The 21021-nt window shown below is 37.7% G+C and carries 17 protein-coding genes; 12 read left to right on the top strand and 5 right to left on the bottom strand.

The window, feature by feature from the left end; all coding sequences use genetic code 11:
- The first annotated feature begins 790 nt into the window (after positions 1-790).
- The 7 genes from dppA (at position 791) to ABN212_RS10490 (ending at position 9424) form a co-directional block, all read left to right on the top strand.
- Entirely contained in the window at positions 791-2398 is a 1608-nt protein-coding gene (gene dppA / locus ABN212_RS10520; RefSeq protein ID WP_100159698.1) for a dipeptide ABC transporter periplasmic-binding protein DppA, read from the top strand.
- Between the two features lie 165 nt (positions 2399-2563).
- Positions 2564-3583: a dipeptide ABC transporter permease DppB gene (dppB, locus tag ABN212_RS10515; RefSeq protein WP_349443200.1), complete on the top strand. Its 1020-nt coding sequence runs from the start codon at positions 2564-2566 to the stop codon at positions 3581-3583.
- A 10-nt stretch (positions 3584-3593) separates the two neighbouring features.
- Positions 3594-4496, top strand: coding sequence for a dipeptide ABC transporter permease DppC (gene dppC, locus ABN212_RS10510; protein WP_160230778.1), 903 nt, complete (start codon positions 3594-3596; stop codon positions 4494-4496).
- Between the two features lie 12 nt (positions 4497-4508).
- Positions 4509-5492 carry a dipeptide ABC transporter ATP-binding protein gene (gene dppD / locus ABN212_RS10505; RefSeq protein ID WP_196534054.1) on the top strand — a complete coding sequence of 328 codons (984 nt, stop codon included), beginning with the start codon at positions 4509-4511 and terminating at the stop codon, positions 5490-5492.
- Positions 5485-6486, top strand: a complete 1002-nt coding sequence (gene dppF, locus ABN212_RS10500; RefSeq protein WP_196534053.1) for a dipeptide ABC transporter ATP-binding subunit DppF — start codon at positions 5485-5487, stop codon at positions 6484-6486. The genes dppD and dppF overlap by 8 nt, the downstream gene beginning before the upstream one ends.
- 518 nt (positions 6487-7004) lie before the next feature.
- Positions 7005-7715 (top strand): HAMP domain-containing protein, encoded by a 711-nt coding sequence (locus tag ABN212_RS10495; RefSeq protein ID WP_198620059.1) that lies wholly within the window; start codon positions 7005-7007, stop codon positions 7713-7715.
- 173 nt (positions 7716-7888) lie between these two features.
- Positions 7889-9424 (top strand): insulinase family protein, encoded by a 1536-nt coding sequence (locus ABN212_RS10490; protein WP_232799436.1) that lies wholly within the window; start codon positions 7889-7891, stop codon positions 9422-9424.
- 113 nt (positions 9425-9537) lie between these two features.
- Here the strand turns inward: ABN212_RS10490 and ABN212_RS10485 are convergent, their stop codons facing one another.
- The 4 genes from ABN212_RS10485 to ABN212_RS10470 all read right to left on the bottom strand — a co-directional run bounded on the left by ABN212_RS10485 (position 9538) and on the right by ABN212_RS10470 (position 12646).
- Positions 9538-10548, bottom strand: a complete 1011-nt coding sequence (locus ABN212_RS10485; RefSeq protein ID WP_198620058.1) for a serine hydrolase domain-containing protein — start codon at positions 10546-10548, stop codon at positions 9538-9540.
- 79 nt (positions 10549-10627) lie between these two features.
- On the bottom strand, positions 10628-10837 hold the full coding sequence (locus ABN212_RS10480; RefSeq protein WP_006534633.1) for a 2-hydroxymuconate tautomerase family protein: 210 nt from the start codon (positions 10835-10837) through the stop codon (positions 10628-10630).
- A gap of 69 nt (positions 10838-10906) precedes the next feature.
- The gene (gene yhjD / locus ABN212_RS10475) at positions 10907-11926 is read right to left on the bottom strand and encodes an inner membrane protein YhjD (RefSeq protein WP_196534050.1); all 1020 of its coding nucleotides are present in this window, start codon (positions 11924-11926) and stop codon (positions 10907-10909) included.
- Between the two features lie 330 nt (positions 11927-12256).
- Complete coding sequence (locus ABN212_RS10470; protein ID WP_198620057.1) at positions 12257-12646, bottom strand: DUF1090 domain-containing protein; 390 nt, start codon at positions 12644-12646, stop codon at positions 12257-12259.
- 180 nt (positions 12647-12826) lie between these two features.
- Between ABN212_RS10470 and ABN212_RS10465 the strand changes: the two genes are divergently transcribed.
- The 4 genes from ABN212_RS10465 to ABN212_RS10450 all read left to right on the top strand — a co-directional run bounded on the left by ABN212_RS10465 (position 12827) and on the right by ABN212_RS10450 (position 17750).
- A complete protein-coding gene (locus ABN212_RS10465) occupies positions 12827-13669 on the top strand; it encodes a 23S rRNA (adenine(2030)-N(6))-methyltransferase RlmJ (protein WP_109374314.1) in 843 nt (280 codons plus the stop codon).
- Positions 13670-13813: 144 nt separating this feature from the next.
- Positions 13814-15169 carry a glutathione-disulfide reductase gene (gene gorA / locus ABN212_RS10460; RefSeq protein WP_099075969.1) on the top strand — a complete coding sequence of 452 codons (1356 nt, stop codon included), beginning with the start codon at positions 13814-13816 and terminating at the stop codon, positions 15167-15169.
- Between the two features lie 619 nt (positions 15170-15788).
- Positions 15789-17210, top strand: a complete 1422-nt coding sequence (locus tag ABN212_RS10455) for an NAD(P)/FAD-dependent oxidoreductase (RefSeq protein ID WP_100159709.1) — start codon at positions 15789-15791, stop codon at positions 17208-17210.
- Positions 17211-17255: 45 nt separating this feature from the next.
- Positions 17256-17750 (top strand): RidA family protein, encoded by a 495-nt coding sequence (locus tag ABN212_RS10450; protein WP_198620055.1) that lies wholly within the window; start codon positions 17256-17258, stop codon positions 17748-17750.
- A 285-nt stretch (positions 17751-18035) separates the two neighbouring features.
- On the opposite strand, the gene ABN212_RS10445 is transcribed toward ABN212_RS10450, so the two are convergent.
- Entirely contained in the window at positions 18036-19016 is a 981-nt protein-coding gene (locus tag ABN212_RS10445) for a LacI family DNA-binding transcriptional regulator (protein ID WP_349443198.1), read from the bottom strand.
- 216 nt (positions 19017-19232) lie between these two features.
- Here ABN212_RS10445 and ABN212_RS10440 point away from each other — a divergent pair, with 216 nt between their 5' ends.
- Entirely contained in the window at positions 19233-20891 is a 1659-nt protein-coding gene (locus ABN212_RS10440; RefSeq protein WP_349443197.1) for an alpha-glucosidase, read from the top strand.
- Positions 20892-21021 lie beyond the last annotated feature (130 nt).

The following is a 21021-nucleotide window of genomic DNA, read 5'->3' as shown; positions in this document are numbered from 1 at the left end:
GATTTCGCCATAAATGGTGTTTTCTCTCGATCATCTCACTTCTATCTCATCTCTATCTTGCATTCCAAACACGCATTCTACTCAGAAGCAGAGAACCGTGGAAATATTTTCCAAATTAAGAGAAATATTGGCTAGAAATAGCTTTGGATTTATCCAGCTCAATAAAGTTGTTTTATCCTTAAATGATTTTATAAAAGCCCTATTAATAATCTAAAGAAACCTCTCAGTTTTTCGTTCAACTCTCTTTTTATTGAGGATGGAACGTCTGAGAATGTTGAACGAACATAAATTTTTCACTATAAAAGCATGAAAATCATTAATAACAGACTGAATCTAATCGGCTTATCTAGTTAAGTGGTTTGTTAAGAGCCAAAAATTGATACTTTTCACTCTATTTGCCTGATTAAAACTAAAATCAGGATCGTCTAGCAAGGTGATTATTTTTCTTCCATAACAGAATAAAGCACCAAGTTCTTTGTTTCATTTCAAAATATTCGTTCAATATTTAAGCGGTTAATCACAAATTATGGCTTTTTTTAAAATAGTCATTTCACTTAAGGATTTCTTAATGTGTGGTTTTATTGACTAGATATTAGTCAGAGACTTATTTTTTTATTCTGAGTTTGTTCGATATTTGTTTCATTTGTGTTTATAACAGGTTCTTTTTACCTTCTAACACCTTATTGACGTAAGGGAATACAGTTGGTTAATTGAACAATGACAAAATAAAAAGGTATTCCGTTTTTAAACAGGAAACCAAAACACAACAGAACAATTTCGGAGAGTAATGATGAAAAGCTCCAAAAAACAGACAGGAATTTTGACCGCTACAATTGGATTGCTCGCATTAGCTGTTTCTGCGGGTGTGCAGGCCAAAACATTGGTGTATTGCTCTGAAGGTTCGCCTGAAGGATTTAACCCTCAGTTATTTACCTCTGGAACAACCTATGACGCAAGTTCAGTGCCTATCTATGACCGTTTAGTTGAATTTAAACTGGGTACAACAGAAATTATTCCGGGCTTAGCTGAAAGCTGGGATGTAAGCGATGATGGCAAAGTGTATACCTTTCATTTACGTAAAGGCGTGAATTGGCATAGTAGTAAAACCTTTAAGCCAACGCGTGAATTTAATGCGGATGACGTGATGTACACGTTTATGCGTCAAATGGATCCAAAACATCCTTACCATAAAGTCTCTGGCGGAAGTTATGAATACTTCTCCGGCATGGATATGAACAACATGATCGAGAAAATCGAGAAAGTTGATGATCATACCGTTCGTTTTGTTTTAACTCGTTCAGAAGCACCTTTTATTGCTGATATGGCAATGGACTTTGCATCCATATTATCTGCTGAATATGCGGATAATATGATGAAAGCAGGTACACCTGAGAAAGTGGATCTAGATCCTATCGGTACAGGGCCTTTTCAATTACAGCAATATCAAAAAGATTCTCGTATTCTTTATAAAGCCAATGACCAATATTGGGGTAAAAAACCAGATATTGACCGTTTAGTCTTCTCTATCACACCTGATGCCTCTGTACGATATGCAAAACTGCAAAAAGGTGAGTGTCAGGCAATGCCTTTCCCAAATCCTGCTGATATTGCGAAGATGAAACAAAATAGCGATATCAATCTATTAGAACAACCAGGCTTAAACGTGGGTTATATCTCTTTTAACGTTGAGAAAAAACCATTGGATAACCAAAAAGTTCGCCAAGCATTAAGTATGGCGGTGAATAAAGACGCCATTATTGAAGCGGTTTATCAAGGTGCAGGTCAGAAGGCGAAAAACCTCATCCCTCCTACAATGTGGGGTTATAACGATGACATCGTTGATTACGAATATAACCCTGAAAAAGCGAAAGCATTGCTAAAAGAAGCTGGTCTTGCAGATGGTTTTACTATCGATTTATGGGCAATGCCAGTACAGCGTCCTTATAACCCAAATGCCCGCCGTATGGCTGAAATGGTACAAGCGGATTGGGAAAAAATTGGCGTTAAAACCAAAATTGTAAGTTACGAGTGGGGCGAATATCTCAAGCGCGCTAAATCTGGCGAACACCAAGCAGTCATGATGGGTTGGACTGGTGATAACGGGGACCCTGATAACTTCTTCGCTACGCTATTTAGTTGTGCGGCAAAAGAGCAAGGATCGAACTATTCAAAATGGTGCTATAAGCCATTTGAAGATCTGATCCAGCCTGCACGAGTAGCCGCCGATCACGAAAAACGTGTTGAACTCTACAAACAAGCTCAAGTTGTTATGCATGATCAAGCGCCTGCTCTGATTATTGCTCACTCGACTGTTTATGAGCCTGTGAGTAAAAAAGTAGAAAACTACGTGGTTGACCCATTAGGTAAACATCACTTCGAGAATGTCTCTCTTAAATAATAGCAATACCTAATCGTTGGGTTGTCTTAAGTACGGTGTCTTTCTTTATGAAAGGCACCGCTATTCAATAATAACGAATACATTCAGTACACTGTGGGCGCAGGGGACTTTCCCCTGATTTATCAGCGCTATCTTTTAGCTGATGTTTGAAAAGAGAATTAGGATATGCTGCAATTTATCCTTCAACGTTTGGGACTTGTGATCCCTACGTTTATCGGAATTACATTACTGACGTTTATTTTCGTTCATCTTATTCCCGGTGATCCGGTAATGATTATGGCGGGTGAGCGTGGACTTTCTCCAGAACGACATGCTTATTTAATGGCTGAATTGGGACTGGATAAGCCTTTATGGCAACAATATCTCAATTATCTAAATGGTATTCTCCACGGTGATTTAGGTATCTCATTAAAAAGCCGCATTCCTGTATGGGATGAATTTTTACCTCGCTTTAAAGCTACTTTAGAACTTGGCGTTTGCGCCATGATTTTTGCGGTTTCAGTTGGGATCCCTGTTGGTGTTTTGGCTGCGGTAAAACGTGGTTCTATTTTTGATCACACCGCGATTAGTGTGTCATTAGCGGGTTACTCCATGCCAATTTTCTGGTGGGGGATCATGTTAATCATGCTAGTGTCTGTAAAATTAGACCTAACCCCAGTCTCTGGGCGCTTGGCTGATAGTGTCTTTTTAGATGACAGCAACCCACTCACTGGATTTATGCTGATTGATACCTTTATTTGGGGGGAGGAAGGGGATTTCTTAGATGCAGTTCACCACATCATTTTACCTGCTATTGTATTAGGAACCATTACTTTAGCTGTTATCGTGCGTATGACGCGTTCTTCGATGCTTGAAGTATTAGGCGAAGATTATATTCGTACTGCTAGAGCAAAAGGTTTGAGCCGTGCTCGCGTCATTCTTATCCACGCATTACGCAATGCGATGTTGCCTGTTGTCACCGTTATTGGATTACAAGTTGGAACAATGCTGGCTGGTGCAATTTTAACAGAAACTATTTTCTCATGGCCGGGATTAGGACGCTGGTTGATTGATGCCTTACAGCGACGCGATTACCCAGTTGTTCAAGGTGGTGTGCTTTTAATTGCAACGATGATTATCTTTGTCAATCTGTTGGTTGATGTTCTTTATGGCATTGTGAATCCTCGTATTCGCCATAAAAAATAAGGAATGCATAATGACTGAAAATAAAGTAACACCGGTCATCAGTGCACCGGCTCCCATGACGCCCTTCCAAGAATTTTGGCACTACTTTAAACAAAATAAAGGTGCTGTTGTTGGGTTAATCTATATTGTAATTATGTTGCTTATTGCATTACTGGCGGGCTTTCTTGCACCTCATGCCCCTAATGAGCAATTTCGTGATTTCTTATTAGTGCCTCCTGTTTGGCAAGAAGGGGGAAGCTGGCAATTTATTCTCGGTACTGATGATGTTGGTCGCGATATTCTTTCTCGCTTAATGTTTGGTGCTCGACTTTCATTATTGGTGGGCTGTATTGTTGTCGTGCTATCACTTATCTTAGGAATTATTCTAGGATTGGCCGCGGGTTATTTCGGTGGTCTTGTAGATATCGGCATTATGCGTGTCGTCGATATCATGTTGGCATTACCAAGTTTATTATTGGCATTAGTGTTGGTAGCTATTTTTGGTCCTTCTATTGTTAATGCTTCTATCGCACTGACCTTTGTTGCTTTACCTCACTATGTTCGATTAACGCGAGCCGCTGTTTTAATTGAAGTTAACCGCGATTACGTTATTGCTTCTCGTGTTGCGGGGGCGGGCTCAATGCGTCAAATGTTTATCAATATCTTACCTAACTGTCTTGCCCCTTTAATTGTTCAAGCCTCTTTAGGTTTTTCTAATGCCATCTTAGATATGGCAGCATTAGGCTTTTTAGGAATGGGCGCGCAGCCACCGACACCTGAATGGGGAACCATGTTATCTGATGTATTGCAGTTTACACAGAGTGCGTGGTGGGTTGTGACGTTTCCTGGTCTTGCTATTTTGTTTACCGTATTAGCCTTTAACTTAATGGGTGATGGTTTACGAGATGCACTTGATCCGAAATTAAAGCAGTAACGGAGTAAGAACATGGCATTACTAAATATTAATCAATTATCTGTTCACTTTGGTGATGAAGATACTCCGTTTAAAGCGGTAGATCGAATAAGCTATCAGGTTGAAGAAGGGCAAGTTGTGGGTATTGTCGGTGAGTCTGGCTCTGGTAAATCAGTCAGTTCATTGGCAATTATGGGACTTATTGATTTTCCAGGACGAGTGACAGCACAAGAGCTTTATTTTGATGGCAGAGATCTGATGAAAATCTCTGAATCAGAGCGACGAAATTTGGTGGGTGCAGAGGTTGCAATGATTTTCCAAGATCCGATGACAAGTTTGAATCCTTGTTTTACGGTTGGCTATCAAATCATGGAAGCATTAAAAGTCCATCAGGGAGGAAGTCGTAAAACACGTAAACAACGTGCTATCGATCTCTTAACGCTGGTGGGTATTCCTGATCCTGCTTCTCGTTTAGATGTCTATCCACACCAGCTTTCAGGGGGAATGAGCCAGCGTGTGATGATCGCAATGGCGATCGCTTGTCGCCCTAAATTATTGATTGCAGATGAACCTACCACAGCACTGGATGTGACTATTCAGGCTCAAATCATAGAGCTTTTGCTCGATTTACAAAAACAAGAAAATATGGCGCTAGTGTTGATTACCCATGATCTTGCATTAGTGGCAGAAGCCGCAGATACCATTATTGTGATGTATGCGGGGCAAGTGGTGGAATCTGGAAAATCATCAGAAATTTTTAAAGCGCCTCGTCATCCTTATACTCAAGCATTATTAAGAGCACTCCCTGAGTTCGCGAGTAATAAAGCGCGATTAGCATCGCTACCGGGCGTTGTACCAGGGCGCTATGATCGACCAACAGGTTGCTTACTCAATCCTCGTTGCCCATATGCTCATGATGAATGTTATAAGGTTGAGCCTGAATTAAAAGAATTAGGAACGCATCGTGTGAAGTGTCATACACCGTTAGATAATGCAGGGGAACCTACCCATGGCTGAAGTTAATCCAAATGTATCAACTCCTTTATTAAAAGCGGTTAATTTAGCGAAGTATTACAGCGTAAAAGGCGGGCTTTTTTCAAAAGAGAGAACAGTTAAAGCCCTTGATGGTGTCTCTTTTGAGTTAGAACGTGGTAAAACTTTGGCTGTTGTTGGTGAGTCAGGATGCGGTAAATCCACATTAGGTCGATTACTCACGATGATTGAGGTTCCTACTTCAGGCGAGCTTGCTTATCGTGGGCAAAATCTGTTAATTAAAGATAAATCGGCTGAGAAGCTACGTCGCCAAAAGATCCAAATTGTGTTTCAAAATCCTTATGGATCATTGAATCCGCGTAAAAAAGTAGGGCAAATTTTAGAAGAGCCTTTATTGATTAATACAACACTGAATGCCTCTGAGCGTAAAGAAAAAGTATTATCAATGATGGCAAAAGTGGGGTTAAAAACAGAGCACTATAGCCGATATCCTCATATGTTTTCTGGTGGTCAACGTCAGCGTATTGCTATTGCACGAGGCTTGATGCTTGATCCAGACATTGTGGTAGCCGATGAGCCTGTTTCTGCGCTGGATGTATCCGTTCGTGCCCAAGTACTGAATTTGATGATGGATCTACAACAAGATATGGGGCTCTCTTATGTTTTTATTTCTCATGATCTCTCGGTTGTTGAGCATATTGCAGATGAAGTTATTGTAATGTATTTAGGGCGTTGTGTAGAAAAAGGAACAAAAGCTCAAATTTTTGAAAATCCACAACATCCTTATACACAGGCATTATTATCAGCCACACCAAGATTGACGCCTGAATTAAGACGAGAGCGTATTAAATTAACGGGAGAATTACCGAGCCCATTAAATCCGCCACCGGGTTGTGCTTTCGCTGCTCGTTGCCGTCGTGCATTTGGGCCATGTAGTCAATTACAGCCAACATTAAAAGAGTATAATGGTCAGCTTATTGCTTGTTTTGCGGTGGAGCAAGATAACGCGATAGTTTAAATAAAATAAATTTATCTCATAAAATAAGAACAATATACTGATTTATATTGTTCTTATTTTTTTATTAATAATATTTAATTAATCTTAACTAAATAATCTAATAATGATTTTATAGATATCAAATATTATATTTATATGAGTTTTTTAAAATATAAACTTCAATGATATTAAAGGAAAATAATATTTTTTACTAAGAAATATACTGCGGTTAGCATTGCACTTTAACTTGAAGTTAAGGTTTTAATGGCATTTAATTTTATATTTTTTAGTGAATTGTATCTTTTTATTAAAATAAAGTAGATTTATTGTAGATAACCAAGAAAAAATAATATTTAATTTTTATTTTACTATTTTTATCTTATAACTATACTCAAATAATAATAGTTATATATTTATCTACTTTCATTTTAATGGATAAGCGCTTTTTATAACGCTATTTTCTTTATTGAGAGTGATACATAATCACAAAAATACAGTATAATCGCTCTGATCAGACATGTATATTGGAAATAGCAACGATGAAACCTCATCTTAAACATTCATTAACAATAAAACAGATGGCCGCTGTTGCGGGCGTTACGTTGGTGACTATTGCTATTTTTATCAGTATTCAACTTGTTTATTTGATAGAACAACGCCGTGAAGATTATCAAAATCAGCTTTTTAATGCTGGTGTAAGTATCCAGCAACCACTCGCTGATGCATTGTTACGATCAGATTTGAACGATGCTAAACAACAGATTGTTACACTAAAAGCGACGGGTATTTTAGGTAAAGCGATTGTCATGCAACCCGAAAATGTACAAGTGATGAGTTTAGATTTCGCACCTAAGAAAGAAGTCTCTGAATTCTCAAGTTGGCTTTTTGGTATTCCCGTTGAAGCTGTTATTCCTTTACAGCCATTAGGTATTACTTCAACAGATGATAAGTCCTATAGTGGTCATCTCATTTTACAGGCTGACACAAATCGTTTTTATCGTTTTGCCAGTAATACTGTTGCCTTGATGCTAACAACATATCTGTTGATGGGGCTTATTCTGACGGTTGCTATTAGCTGGTGTATTAATCGTATTGTTGTAAAACCTTTACGCCAAATCGCCGTCACCCTCAATAAAGATAGCCAAGTTTCAGCGTTATCTTGTCCAAAATCACATTGTGATGATGAGATTGGTTTGCTGGTTAAAGGATATAATCATCAAAAATCTGATCAAAAATTGCCGAAGGTCTGAACCTTCTTACGCCATAATGAGTCTAATCACTATAGTGATTTCATTTCATGTTTCTGTGGTGATAAAGATGATAATACAAAAAATAGACATCCAACATCTAACATGTCTTTTGGCACTTATTGTTAAACCTCATAAGTGGTTTAATACCAAGGATTAATACAACAGAGGTTCACATGCAGGGTGTAATGACACGAATTTTATTGGGAAGCGTTATGTTCGGCGCTGTTATTTGCCAAGTTCAAGCGGAAGCTTTGCAGCCTGATCCGGCTTGGCAAGAAGGGCGACTAGCAAATGGTTTTCAGTGGCAAATCTTACAAACACCGCAACGCCCAAATGATAGAATACAGATCCGTTTATTAGTCAATACAGGTTCTTTATCAGAAAAAAGCAGTGAAACGGGTTTTTCATCCTTAGTGTCCAAACTCAACGTTTTGGAAAATACAGGCTTAACGCCAGAGAAACGCGATAATCTATGGAAAAATGCGTTAGATCCTGACTATCCGTTACCTCCAATGATCGTTTCATACGATTTTACTGTTTATAATCTAAGTTTACCGAACAACCAGCCTGAGCTATTAAAGGATGCTTTTGCATTATTAGCAGGTATTGCTAAACCTGCTGAATATACCGAAGATGCGGTTCGTAATGCGGTTCAATCACCGCTTCCTATTGCAACATTTCCTCTCAATATTGAAGATCCTATTTGGCGCACACGCCTTGAAGGCTCAAATCTAAAAGGCCACAATCCAGGAAAACCGGTTAATCAATCTGTAAATACTAAAGAGCTGTCAGATTACCAACAACGTTGGTATACCCCAGATATGATGACACTTTATGTTGCAGGTAATGTTGATAATCGAGTATTGACTGAAAGTATTAATCAGGCATTTTCAACTCTATCAGGAAAGCGTGTAACACCTGTTCCAGTGCCTGTTCTTGCCGATATGAAACCTGAAACGTTATATGTGCAAGAGCCTATGCGTGCAAAAGACCAAATTGCTTTAATTTGGGATTTAGACTGGTCGCCAGTAAAAGACTCTGACACATTAAATAAATATTGGTTAAGTGATTTAGCTCGTGAAGTCATTTTTGTGCATTTGGGTCGTAGCCTTGAACAACGTAAGGAAAACGACAGTACTCAAATTAACATTGATTGCCGGGTACAATATCAGCGTGCAAGTTGTTCTTTAAATATTGATACCGCAACGGCTCATATTCCTGCATTAGCATCATGGGTGGGAGAAGAGTTAGGTCGTTTACGTAATCAAGGTATTAGTGATGAACTATACCAAGAGCTTCAACAAGAAAAACAACTTCAATTAACTCAGTTGTTTGCCCGTTATGCAAAAACCAGTACGGCAATTTTAATTAATCAGCGTCTGTTATCACAACAAAGCAATATTATTGATATTCCACCTGAACAATATCAGCGTTTACGCCAAGCATTTTTAGCTGGTTTAACAAAAGAGACATTAAATCAGGAGCTTTCAAGAGTTTTATCTGAAGATATTACTTTTGTATTAACGCAAAGTGGTGAAACACCAACGGTAAATTTAGGTGAATTGCGTATTCAATTTGAAAAGCAAGTTCATCCAGAAACGGCAAATACACCTGCGCCTGTTGCAACTAATACTACACCAAATAAAGCAGTTGAAACTCCGGCTGTAACAACTCCAGCGGTAGCCACAACACCGACGAAGAAACCGTAATAAAACAGAGATAGGCTGATATTAGAAATTTATCAGCCGTAAAATAAACAAAAAGCCAAAAGTGTTATTGATACATTTTTGGCTTTTTGATTTTTGATTTTTGATTTTTGATTTTAAAGGCGTTTAAATGCTTCTTTAACAATGGTTATCAGATCTTCACGGTTATTTTTTTGGGTTGTAAAACCGGCAATAGCAATTTGTTTTTCAGGTAAGTAATAAGCTACTGACCCCCAATAACCAAGATGATAGTAAAGTGTGCCTAGGTCAGTTTCTTCGGCCATTAAACCTAAACGATAATTTGCAGCACCTGTATGTGATCCTTGCCATTTCATCTCTTTTAAGGTTGATGGATGCAAGTAAACTCTATCTTCGAAGAGGTCAGCTGTAAATTTAGCTAACTCAAGGGTTGTCATCACAAGCCCGCCACCGCCAAAAGCATCCATTGAAGCATCAATATGAGTACCTTCGTGCTCACCTGTAAACTGTCTAGCACGCGCTTTAGGATGCTTAGGTTGTAGTTCTAAATCTTCCCACCACGTTTGTGGTAAATCTAAGTCTTGGAAATGCAATAATTCACGAACGCTGGTGGCCATATTTTTTCTCATAAACTGAGAGAGGATATCACCTAACAAGATGTATCCTGTATCTGAATAAATGAAGCGTTTTCCAGCTGGAATAATGGGAAAGCCTTGTTGAGCATAGCGCGCTATTTGTTCTTCTCGTGTCCATTTATGAGAGGGATCTTTAATCACATCTTCAAGATAAGCTTCATTTGCATGATCGAATAAACCACTGCTATGGCTTAATAAATGGCGTAGTGTAATGGCTTTAAGATCATACCCTAGCTCTAATAATGTCTGTTGATAATGAGCACTTAAATATTTAGTTATATCATCATCAAGGGATAGAGCATCTTGTTCCCATAAACGTAAAAAAGCGGCTGCGAGAAAGGTTTTTGTATTACTAGCGATTCGAAAAGGTGTATCTACAGTTAATTTTTTCTGGGTACTTTCATCGGCAAATCCGTGCGCCATACCAAAAGGGTACTGAATGCCTGCACCTGTAATATAGATAGCACTTGCTGAAGGTAAGGCATGAAAAGCATCAGTCATTGATTGAACCATAGTTACTTCCTTATCTGTCAGGAAAATAAATCAGCAAAAAGGGTGTACTTTGCACCCTTTATTATATTGCAGAAATTTTTTATTTACTTTTTGTTGCTGCTCGTAATTCTGTTACTGTTTTACCACCTATTCCCCAGTTATCTGTTTCAACTTCATCAATTACCACAACCGTGGTTGCTGGATTTTTGCCTAATACATCAACCAAAAGTTGTGTTGCTCCCGCAATGAGCTGCTCTTTTTGCTCTGCGGTTGCACCTTCGCGTGTAATTTTAATATTAACGTATGGCATTGTTTTTCCTTATTACGTTATTTATAGGCGGTTAATGCAGGGAATTAACCATATAGTTTTATCATAAAGTTAAGATGTTGATTGCGTTTCAGACAACTGTTCTTTGCGCATATTTGGGCCATCAGTGGCGATCCACGCGGCACAAAAGAGTGTTAATCGGGCAAAAAAGTAGAAGAAAGCCATTAAACCTATCACTGAACCAAATGCGGCACCTGAAGGTGAGCTTGCGATTTTGGGTAGCATCCATGTCATAACGGATTTCAATATTTCAAAACCAATGGCAGCGATAAGTGTGCCTTTAATAAGCGAAATTCGTTTTGGTTGATGGCGAGGTAAGATCCACAATATCCATAAAAATAGTAAATAGTTTGCAGTAATGGAAATAGTTAAGCCGATGGTTGTCCATGCTGGCGTTAGCCATTCAATACCGTCTAATCCCAATGTGTGAACAATCATTCTTTGGGCTGAACCTGCCACAGAAGTTAGCGTAATAGTGACAATTAACGCAAAAAGTAAGCCAATTAGCGCTAAAAAGTCGCGAAAGTAGCGGAAATAGATTTTCTCTTGCTCTTCTTTATTTCTTTCCCAAACGGGGCGTGATTGAGCCAAAATGGCTTGGCGTAAATTACCCACCCAATTAACACCAGAATAAAGTGCAATTGCTAAACCAGTTAAACCAACGGTTGTACGCTGGCGAACTGCGGTATCAATACTTTGTTGAACTGTGGATGCAAGCGTTGGATCGTCAATGCTATTTGCGACACCTGTAATTAATTTAGCGAGTAAATCTGGATTTGAGGCCAAAACAAAACCCGCACAGGCAAAAGAAAGCATTAATACTGGGATTAATGATAAAAATGAAAAGTAAGTAATAGCTGCGCCGAACTGATTTCCCATTCTGTCAGTGAAACGTTCTGCTGCACGAATAAGGTGTGCAATAAAAGGGATATTGGTGATGAAGTTACTGATTTTTATCCCAATTCCAATGGCTTTTTTCCCACCATGAAGCCCTTTTTCCAGCCCTTTTTTTAGTGGCTGAGTCAGTTGAGTTTTTTCACTTACTGTTTTTTGTTGCTGCTCTTCTGACATATATCCTCTTTAATTAGATCAGTCCATTTTCAATAAATTAATGTTACTACTATAGTTTTCACTCAAAAATATCATAGCTTAATTTCTATTACACACCTTATGCTTATTGTAATTAGCCACTGATTTAGGAGATGTATTTGTTTGTTCTGGCTTAAGTGTAGATGATGCTCTATTAAAAGGTGTAGATAATCTTGTACTTAATAAAGGATAAAAAACCAATACAGCAATTCTGAAATTAAGTTTAGTTTAATAAGAGAATGGCTACTCACTTATTGTTTTAGTCTGTATTTCACAGTCAAATAAGGAGTAGGCATTAATTATTGATGATAACTACTTTGTCAGTAGATTTAATTCTTCTTCAATTGCTTTTAAATCAGCTTTTTCTTCAGCTAGCTTTCTTTCTTGTTTAGCAATTTTATCTGCATCACCTTTAAGTTGTGCTTCTTTTAATTCGAGCTCACGCTCTTTAACGTCAAGTTGTTTTTCACGTAATTCAAGGCGTGTGTTTTCAACCACTTTTTCAGGTGTGCAATAGCGTTCAACATTTTGTAATGCTCGCTCCAAGCCTTGGATACGATATTGATTACCATGTGCTTTTGCATATTCCATCTGCTTTTGGATATTCTGTTTTTTTATTTCACAACCATTGGTTGATCTATCGGCATAAGCATTACTTGCGAGTAAGCTTAAGGTTATGGCAGTAAAAAGTAATTTTTTCATCTTTCTATCCTATTTAAACTTAAGTGAAATATGGGCTTATCATAACGGCTGAATACTAAGACACAACGTTTCTTTCGCTTTCAATGAAGAAGTTCGGCTTTTTCTGATACACTGAGTTTAATCACTATTTCTGAGTAAATTAATTACTAAGCTATACTTATTTCTAACGGAAGATAAAGAATGCTGAGCTATCGCCATAGTTTCCATGCTGGCAACCACGCCGATGTTTTAAAACATATTGTTCAAACACTCATCATTGAGTCTTTAAAAGAGAAAGAGAAACCTTTTCTTTATCTTGATACTCATGCTGGCGCTGGACGTTATCAATTAACCAATGCTCATGCGACTCGCACTGGCGAATATTTAGAAGGGATCGCACGCTTATGGCAGCAAGAAGAAGTGCCTGAGCTTATTTTGCCTTACCTTGAAGCGGTTGGAGAATTAAACGCAAGTGGGGAACTGCGTTATTATCCGGGATCACCTCTATTAGCGAGCAAATTACTAAGAGAACAAGATTCCTTAGCGCTAACAGAATTACATCCAACGGATTTTCCTTTATTACGTACCGAATTCTCTCGTGACGAGCGAGTTAGAGTTTCTCGTGAAGATGGTTTTGGCCAATTAAAATCTAAGTTACCTCCGCCAAGTCGTCGTGGATTCGCATTAATTGATCCACCTTATGAACTCAAACAAGACTATTCTGCTGTTGTTAAAGGTGTTGTTGAAGGCCATAAGCGCTTTGCGACAGGAACTTATGCGATTTGGTATCCCGTTGTTCACCGTCAGCAAATCAAACGCATGTTAAAAGAGCTTGAAGCAACAGGGATCCGTAAGATTTTACAAATTGAATTAGCAGTAAAACCCGATAGTGATCAACTAGGGATGACTGCATCAGGCATGATTGTGATTAATCCACCTTGGAAATTAGAATCACAAATGAAATCAATACTCCCTTGGTTACATAAAACCTTAGTTCCTGAGGGTATTGGACATACATTAGTTGAGTGGGTTGTACCAGAATAAGCATCTTTATTATTGTTTTTGCCTATTACTGTAAAAGCTAAAATCTGACGTGCTATGTTTTAAATTTTGTCATAATAGACATCATGATATGAAAGACTTAGCCTGTGAGTTACCTATTTTTCTACAGATAAATGGATCAGAGAAATGACGAGCAAACATTACGATTACATCGCCATCGGTGGCGGTAGTGGCGGTATTGCATCAATTAATAGAGCGGCAATGTATGGCCAAAAATGTGCATTAATTGAAGCGAAAGCGTTAGGTGGCACTTGTGTTAACGTGGGTTGTGTACCTAAAAAAGTGATGTGGCATGCAGCGCAAATTGCTGAAGCTATTCATCAATACGGTCCTGATTATGGTTTTGATACCACAGTGAACCGTTTTGATTGGGATACGCTAATTAGTAGCCGTTCTGCTTATATTGACCGTATTCATCAATCTTATGACCGTGTCTTAGGTAATAACAAAGTTGATGTTATCCAAGGGTTTGCTCGTTTTGTTGATGCCAATACGATTGAAGTTAATGGCGAAAAGATCACGGCTGATAATATTCTGATTGCAACAGGCGGTCGCCCTGTTCAACCTAATATTCCAGGTGCTGAGTATGGTATTAATTCTGATGGCTTTTTTGAATTAAAAGCCTTACCAAAACGTGTTGCTGTTGTTGGTGCTGGTTATATCGCTGTTGAACTTGCCGGTGTGTTAAATGCTTTGGGTAGTGAAACGCACCTATTTGTGCGTAAACATGCGCCACTGCGTAATTTTGACCCATTAATCGTTGAAACACTGTTAGAAGTGATGGAAACCGAAGGGCCTAAATTACATACACACGCTATTCCTAAAGCTGTAATTAAGAATGCGGATGGAAGTTTAACGTTACAACTGGAAAACGGTACAGAGCAGACAGTTGATACATTAATCTGGGCAATTGGTCGTGAGCCAGCAACGGATAACCTGAATCTGGCGGTAACGGGGGTCGAGTTAAATGAAAAAGGCTATATCAAAGTCGATAAATTCCAAAATACCAATGTAAAAGGAATTTATGCTGTTGGCGATAATACAGGTGCAGTTGAATTAACGCCTGTTGCTGTTGCCGCAGGGCGTCGTTTGTCAGAGCGTTTATTTAACAACAAACCTAACGAACATTTAGACTATTCAAATATCCCAACAGTGGTATTTAGTCATCCAGCTATTGGTACTGTTGGTTTAACAGAGCCTCAAGCGGTTGAGCAGTACGGTGCTGATCAAGTTAAAGTGTACAAATCGTCTTTCACAGCAATGTATAGTGCTGTGACTCGTCATCGCCAACCGTGTCGTATGAAGTTAGTTTGTGTTGGCGCAGACGAAAAAATTGTTGGTATTCATGGTATTGGGTTTGGTATGGATGAAATGCTACAAGGTTTTGCTGTGGCTCTGAAAATGGGCGCAACGAAAAAAGACTTTGATGATACTGTGGCAATCCACCCAACTGCAGCAGAAGAATTTGTTACGATGAGATAAGCTATTTTCATTTTATCGCTTAAGCTTATTTTTATTATTATGTAAAAAGCTAGAGTTAACCCTCTGGCTTTTTTTATTGAGAATTTGTACTTACCCCAGTTTTATTTCGAACTCGAATATCCTCTTTTCTACGTATTTTCCAAAAAGTATATTCGTCTACTAACTGACCCATAAACCAGTTACTAAGTAAAATTACTTATTTTGTAAAAATAAGGCTATTAGATAGTCAGATCATCTTTTTATTTTATGCAATTGTGCGATAGATTTTGCTTGTTTTGTAAACAATATTTTACAGCCATCCTCGTCATTTGTATCAAAATGTTAATTATTTAAACAATTGCTTTTTCTATTAAAAATTTATCCAATTCTAAATATCTTCTTATTTATCAATTGATAATAAACGCAAGGTTTTCATCTCTAGCTCATTAAATGATGAATTTCTATGAAAAAAAATGGTTAAAGTAACCATATTGTATCTATGGATATTGTTGTTCTAAGAAATGGTTAACAAATAATTATAATTATTAACAATATAATGAACTATGGTATTATTCAGTTTTAAAGAAATAAATGAACAACATTATAAATATAAATAGTAAATCCATTACTGAGGTAGAAGATGAAAATTTCAAGGAGAAAGCTGCTTTTAGGTGTTGGTGCTGCGGGTGTTTTAGCCGGTGGTGCTGCGTTAGTTCCAATGGTTCGCCGTGATGGCAAATTCGTTGAAGCTAAATCTAGAGCATCATTTGTTGAAGGTACAGAGGGTGCGCTGCCTAAAGAGTCTGATGCAGTGATTATTGGTGGTGGTATCCAAGGTATCATGACTGCTATCAACCTTGCAGAACGTGGCATGAGTGTCACTATTTTAGAAAAAGGCGAGATTGGCGGTGAACAATCAGGCCGAGCATACAGCCAAATTATTAGTTATCAAACATCACCAGAAATTTTCCCATTACACCATTACGGGAAAATCTTATGGCGTGGAATGAACGAAAAGATTGGTGCTGATACTAGTTATCGTACACAAGGTCGAGTAGAAGCCCTTGCAGATGAAAAAGCATTTGATAAAGCGCAAGCGTGGATCAAAACAGCAAAAGAAACGGCTGGATTTGATACACCATTAAATACGCGCATTATTAAAGGTGAAGAGTTATCAAACCGTCTTGTTGGTGCTCAAACACCATGGACTGTGGCCGCTTTTGAAGAAGACTCAGGTTCTGTTGATCCAGAAACAGGCACACCTGCATTAGCACGCTACGCTAAACAAATTGGCGTAAAAATCTATACCAACTGCGCGGTAAGAGGCATCGAAACTGCTGGTGGTAAAATTTCTGATGTTGTAACAGAAAAAGGTGCAATTAGAACATCTCACGTTGTTCTTGCTGGTGGTATTTGGTCACGTTTATTTATGGGTAACATGGGCATTGATATTCCAACGCTGAATGTTTACTTATCACAGCAACGTGTATCAGGTGTTCCGGGTGCACCTCGTGGTAACGTGCATTTACCAAACGGTATCCATTTCCGTGAGCAAGCCGATGGTACTTATGCTGTCGCACCTCGTATTTTCACAAGCTCTATCGTGAAAGATAGCTTCTTGTTAGGGCCTAAGTTCATGCACCTATTAGGTGGTGGTGAGCTGCCATTAGAATTCTCTATCGGTGAAGATTTATTCAACTCATTCAAGATGGCAACATCTTGGAAATTAGATGAAAAAACACCGTTTGAACAATATCGTGTTGCAACAGCAACGCAAAATACTGAGCACTTGGATGCTGTATTCCAAAGAATGAAAGCTGAATTCCCAGTATTTGAAAAATCACAAGTTGTTGAACGTTGGGGCGCAGTAGTTAGTCCAACATTTGATGAATTACCTATTATTTCTGAAGTCAAAGAATACCCAGGCCTAGTTATCAATACTGCAACCGTATGGGGTATGACCGAAGGCCCTGCTGCTGGTGAAGTGACTGCTGATATCGTTACAGGTAAGAAACCTGTTATTGATCCAACACCATTTAGTATGGATCGCTTTAAGAAGTAAATAACCCCTTGTTTTACTGTAAATTAAACATGTTAAGGAGTTTTCATGCGTTATAAAAGTTTACTTGTTGCTCTGCCTTTTATTTTTGGTGTAGCAAGCGCGAATGCGGAAGGTGTTGTACACCATAAATTAAACGGTATGCCTATTTCTGAGTCTGTTGAAGTAAGTGCAGGTAACAACCTTGTTTTCTTAAGCGGTAAAGTACCAGCTAAGAAATCAGCAGATGCACCAGAAGGCGTATTAGCGTCTTATGGTAATACTGAAGAACAAACTATCAGTGTATTAGAACAAATCAAAACTCACTTAAATGAACTTGGCCTAGATATGAAAGACGTTGTGAAAATGCAAGTCTTCCTAGTTGGTGGCGAAGAAACTAAAGGTGAGATGGACTTTAAAGGCTTTATGAACGGTTATTCTAAGTACTTTGATGCTTCTAAAACTGACCAACTGCCAGCTCGTTCAACTTTCCAAATCGCAAAACTGGCTAATCCAGCATGGCGTGTAGAAATTGAAGTTATCGCAGTTCGTCCTGCAAAATAAGAACGATAGCTTTTACTCAATTTTGAAGTAAAACATAATCAAATAAAACGCTAGAGAAAGGTAACTTTCTTTGGCGTTTTTTTATAGTATCGACATATTATGGCGATATGTCGATAAAATGCGTTTTTATAAACATAATAGCGAGACATGTTTATGGTATCGACATGTTATGGCGATATGTCGATAAAACTAGCTTTTATAAACATAACAGCGTGACATGTTTATGGTATCGACATGTTATGGCGATATCTCAACACAAAACTGTCATAAGAATTGAATCAATAATTAGCTACTTTCACCTTGAATAAACTTCACTGGAATAACAGAGATGTTATCTGTTGTTTCTTTATTTTCAATTAATGCGCTAATCACTTTTACGCTTTTTTCAGCCAGTTTTTCAAAGGGTTGTTCAATACAGGTTAATTGGCGCAGTGTTTGGTTTAACCAAGGACTGCCATCGTAAGCAACTATTTTTAATTGTTCTGGAATGGCAATATTTCGTCTTGTTGCTTCATTAAATAATGCCATGGCGGGAATATCAGCAGCAAAAATAGCATCGATCTCTGAATGCAAAGAAAGTATTTTTGTTGCAAAAGAGTGAAAATAGTCTTTCTCTTCTTCTTTCCAATTTACTTTACAAGGAATAGGTTTAATACCTGCCTGAATAAGCGTTTCCTTAAAAGCTAAACAGCTTTGATATGAAGGGGTTGATGATAAATAACTTGAATTATCTTCAATATAGAGGATTTTTTGGCAACCTTTCTGAATAAGGTGTTCTGCTGCTAATCGACCACCAGTATGGTGATCGGAACACACTAATGGAATATCACGGAGATGACGGTCTAGCGTTACCACCGGTCTTTGAATATGCTGATATTCACTATCATCCAATAACAGATATTCTGCAATAATACCGTCGATCTGACCGCGTTTAAGCATATCAAAAAATATACGTTCACGTACTTTGCTATTTTGTGTTGCACATAACATCATGCTATAGCCATTTTCAGCGAGCTTATTTTCAATAAAACGTGTCACTGTCGCAAAATAAGGGTATTCAAGGCTATTAATAATGACACCAACAACAGCACTCTTTTGTTGATATAAATTTCTTAGCCAAGTATCTGGAATATAATCTAATTCCTCAACCGCTTTTTTTATTTTTTCTCGTGCAGCTTGAGACACATAGCCACTGTTATTTAATGCTCTGGAAACAGTGCTTGCTGCGACATTGGCTTTTTTTGCGACATCACGGATCCCGGCCATTGAATATGCTGTTGCTCCTTTCAATTAGTTGATGACCTAATATATCTTAATATGATTATGACAAACCCATCTTTATTGAGGTAATTGTGTTTTTTTAGTATGAGCTATTTCACATTTTAGTATGTTAATTACCTTACCCTCTCTTTTAGTGCCTATAGTATCTTATATTAATTATGGAACAGTTCCATATGTGCTAATTACCTTAGTGAGGTGAATATGTCTAATACTTGGTGGAAAGATGCCGTGGTCTATCAAATTTATCCCAAGAGTTATTATGATAGTAACGGGGATGGTGTCGGCGATTTAGCTGGGATCACGGAGAAATTAGATTATATTCAGTCACTTGGTACAAACGTTATTTGGTTATGTCCGATTTTTAAATCACCAATGAAAGACAATGGTTATGATATTGCTGATTATTCTGTTGTCGATCCTATCTTTGGCGATAATAACGCGTTAGATAAACTTATTAGCGAAGCTAAAAAACGTGATATTAAAATTCTATTAGATTTAGTATTAAATCACTCTTCTGATGAGCATCCTTGGTTTAAAGCGGCAATTGAAGATCCTAATAGCCCATATAGGGATTATTATATTTTTAAACAATGGGATAAACCGACTCCTCCTAATAATTTACGCACTTATTTTGATTGCTCTGTTTGGAGTCGCGTTGGAGAAACTAATCGTTGGTATTTCAATTCCTTTGGCCCTGAACAACCGGATTTAAACTGGGAAAACCCACAATTACGTAAAGATATTATCAACATGATAAATGTCTGGATCAAAAAAGGTGTTGCAGGATTTCGTATTGATGCGATTGGTAATTTAAAAAAATCACCTGAAGCCTTATCTGAATATCAATTTGAACCTGATAAAGATGATGGTTCAGCGTCTTTAGTGCCTTGGGTATTAAATCAACCTGGTATTGATAAGTTTTTAACTGAATTAGTCGAGAATACTTTTAAGCCTGCAAATAGTATGACGGTTGCAGAAATTGATGTACCTGAAAAAGATTTACGCGCTTATGTTGGCGAGAATGGTTATTTTTCCATGGTATTTGATTTTAGTATCGCTGATTTAGATATTCGTAATGAGAAACCATTTACCATTAATCCAATCACAGGTGAAAGATTAAAACCTGTATTTATTAAAAGTCAGCTAGATACTCAACGCGTAGGTTGGGGAGCACCTTATTTAGAAAATCATGATCAGCCTCGTTCATTAAATAAATTTCTTCCTAAAGGGGCGATTAATGTAACTAGTGCCAAAATGTTAGCGACATTTTTATTAACTCAACGAGGAACTCCTTTTATTTATCAAGGGCAAGAAATTGGCATGACTAATTGCCCAATGACATTAGAAGAACATGATGATTTGCATGTTTTTAAATTATATGAATGGGGTAAAAAATTAGGTTATAGCGACGAGCAAATAATTGAATACTTTAATGACCGTAGCCGTGATAATTCAAGAACACCTTTTCAATGGGATCGTGAAATAAATGGTGGTTTTAGTACTGGAAAGCCATGGCTAAAAGTTAACCCTAATTATGTGGATATTAATGCAGAGCAAGAGACACAAGATAAACATTCTCTTTTCGCTTATTATCAACAATTAATTGCATTAAGACGACATTCAAAGATCAGTGATATTTTGGTCTATGGTGAATTCTCGCCATTGGTTTCACCAGAAAACGTGATTGCTTTTAAGCGTACTTATGATGGTAACTCAGTCAATATTTACTGTAATTTTAGTGGTGAAGAAAAAGCACTTACCATTAAAGCTAAAGATATTTATTTGCATAACAGCCCAATAGTGGAAGATGCACAAGGTGGTCTTATTCTTCAACCTTATCAAGCAATTATTTTGGAATGAAAATAATTACTTTAATGGATAGGTTCTGATCTTCATTGGAACCTATTTTTATTAATCTATCTGTTAGCTATATTTTATTGGTGATATTGTTTAAATTAGAAATCAACATTAGACATAAACTAAATTACCT

Origin of the sequence: Proteus genomosp. 6 (genome assembly GCF_040139785.1) — a bacterium.
Classification (GTDB): domain Bacteria; phylum Pseudomonadota; class Gammaproteobacteria; order Enterobacterales; family Enterobacteriaceae; genus Proteus.
Note: the sequence above shows the minus strand (reverse complement) of the source record. Positions and strands in the feature narration are given on the sequence as shown.

Coding starts and splice junctions, on each gene's coding strand:
- dppA (WP_100159698.1), top strand. CDS start 791: ATGAAAAGCTCCAAAAAACAGACAGGAATTTTGACCGCTACAATTGGA.
- dppB (WP_349443200.1), top strand. CDS start 2,564: ATGCTGCAATTTATCCTTCAACGTTTGGGACTTGTGATCCCTACGTTT.
- dppC (WP_160230778.1), top strand. CDS start 3,594: ATGACTGAAAATAAAGTAACACCGGTCATCAGTGCACCGGCTCCCATG.
- dppD (WP_196534054.1), top strand. CDS start 4,509: ATGGCATTACTAAATATTAATCAATTATCTGTTCACTTTGGTGATGAA.
- dppF (WP_196534053.1), top strand. CDS start 5,485: ATGGCTGAAGTTAATCCAAATGTATCAACTCCTTTATTAAAAGCGGTT.
- ABN212_RS10495 (WP_198620059.1), top strand. CDS start 7,005: ATGAAACCTCATCTTAAACATTCATTAACAATAAAACAGATGGCCGCT.
- ABN212_RS10490 (WP_232799436.1), top strand. CDS start 7,889: ATGCAGGGTGTAATGACACGAATTTTATTGGGAAGCGTTATGTTCGGC.
- ABN212_RS10485 (WP_198620058.1), bottom strand. CDS start 10,548: ATGGTTCAATCAATGACTGATGCTTTTCATGCCTTACCTTCAGCAAGT.
- ABN212_RS10480 (WP_006534633.1), bottom strand. CDS start 10,837: ATGCCATACGTTAATATTAAAATTACACGCGAAGGTGCAACCGCAGAG.
- yhjD (WP_196534050.1), bottom strand. CDS start 11,926: ATGTCAGAAGAGCAGCAACAAAAAACAGTAAGTGAAAAAACTCAACTG.
- ABN212_RS10470 (WP_198620057.1), bottom strand. CDS start 12,646: ATGAAAAAATTACTTTTTACTGCCATAACCTTAAGCTTACTCGCAAGT.
- ABN212_RS10465 (WP_109374314.1), top strand. CDS start 12,827: ATGCTGAGCTATCGCCATAGTTTCCATGCTGGCAACCACGCCGATGTT.
- gorA (WP_099075969.1), top strand. CDS start 13,814: ATGACGAGCAAACATTACGATTACATCGCCATCGGTGGCGGTAGTGGC.
- ABN212_RS10455 (WP_100159709.1), top strand. CDS start 15,789: ATGAAAATTTCAAGGAGAAAGCTGCTTTTAGGTGTTGGTGCTGCGGGT.
- ABN212_RS10450 (WP_198620055.1), top strand. CDS start 17,256: ATGCGTTATAAAAGTTTACTTGTTGCTCTGCCTTTTATTTTTGGTGTA.
- ABN212_RS10445 (WP_349443198.1), bottom strand. CDS start 19,016: ATGGCCGGGATCCGTGATGTCGCAAAAAAAGCCAATGTCGCAGCAAGC.
- ABN212_RS10440 (WP_349443197.1), top strand. CDS start 19,233: ATGTCTAATACTTGGTGGAAAGATGCCGTGGTCTATCAAATTTATCCC.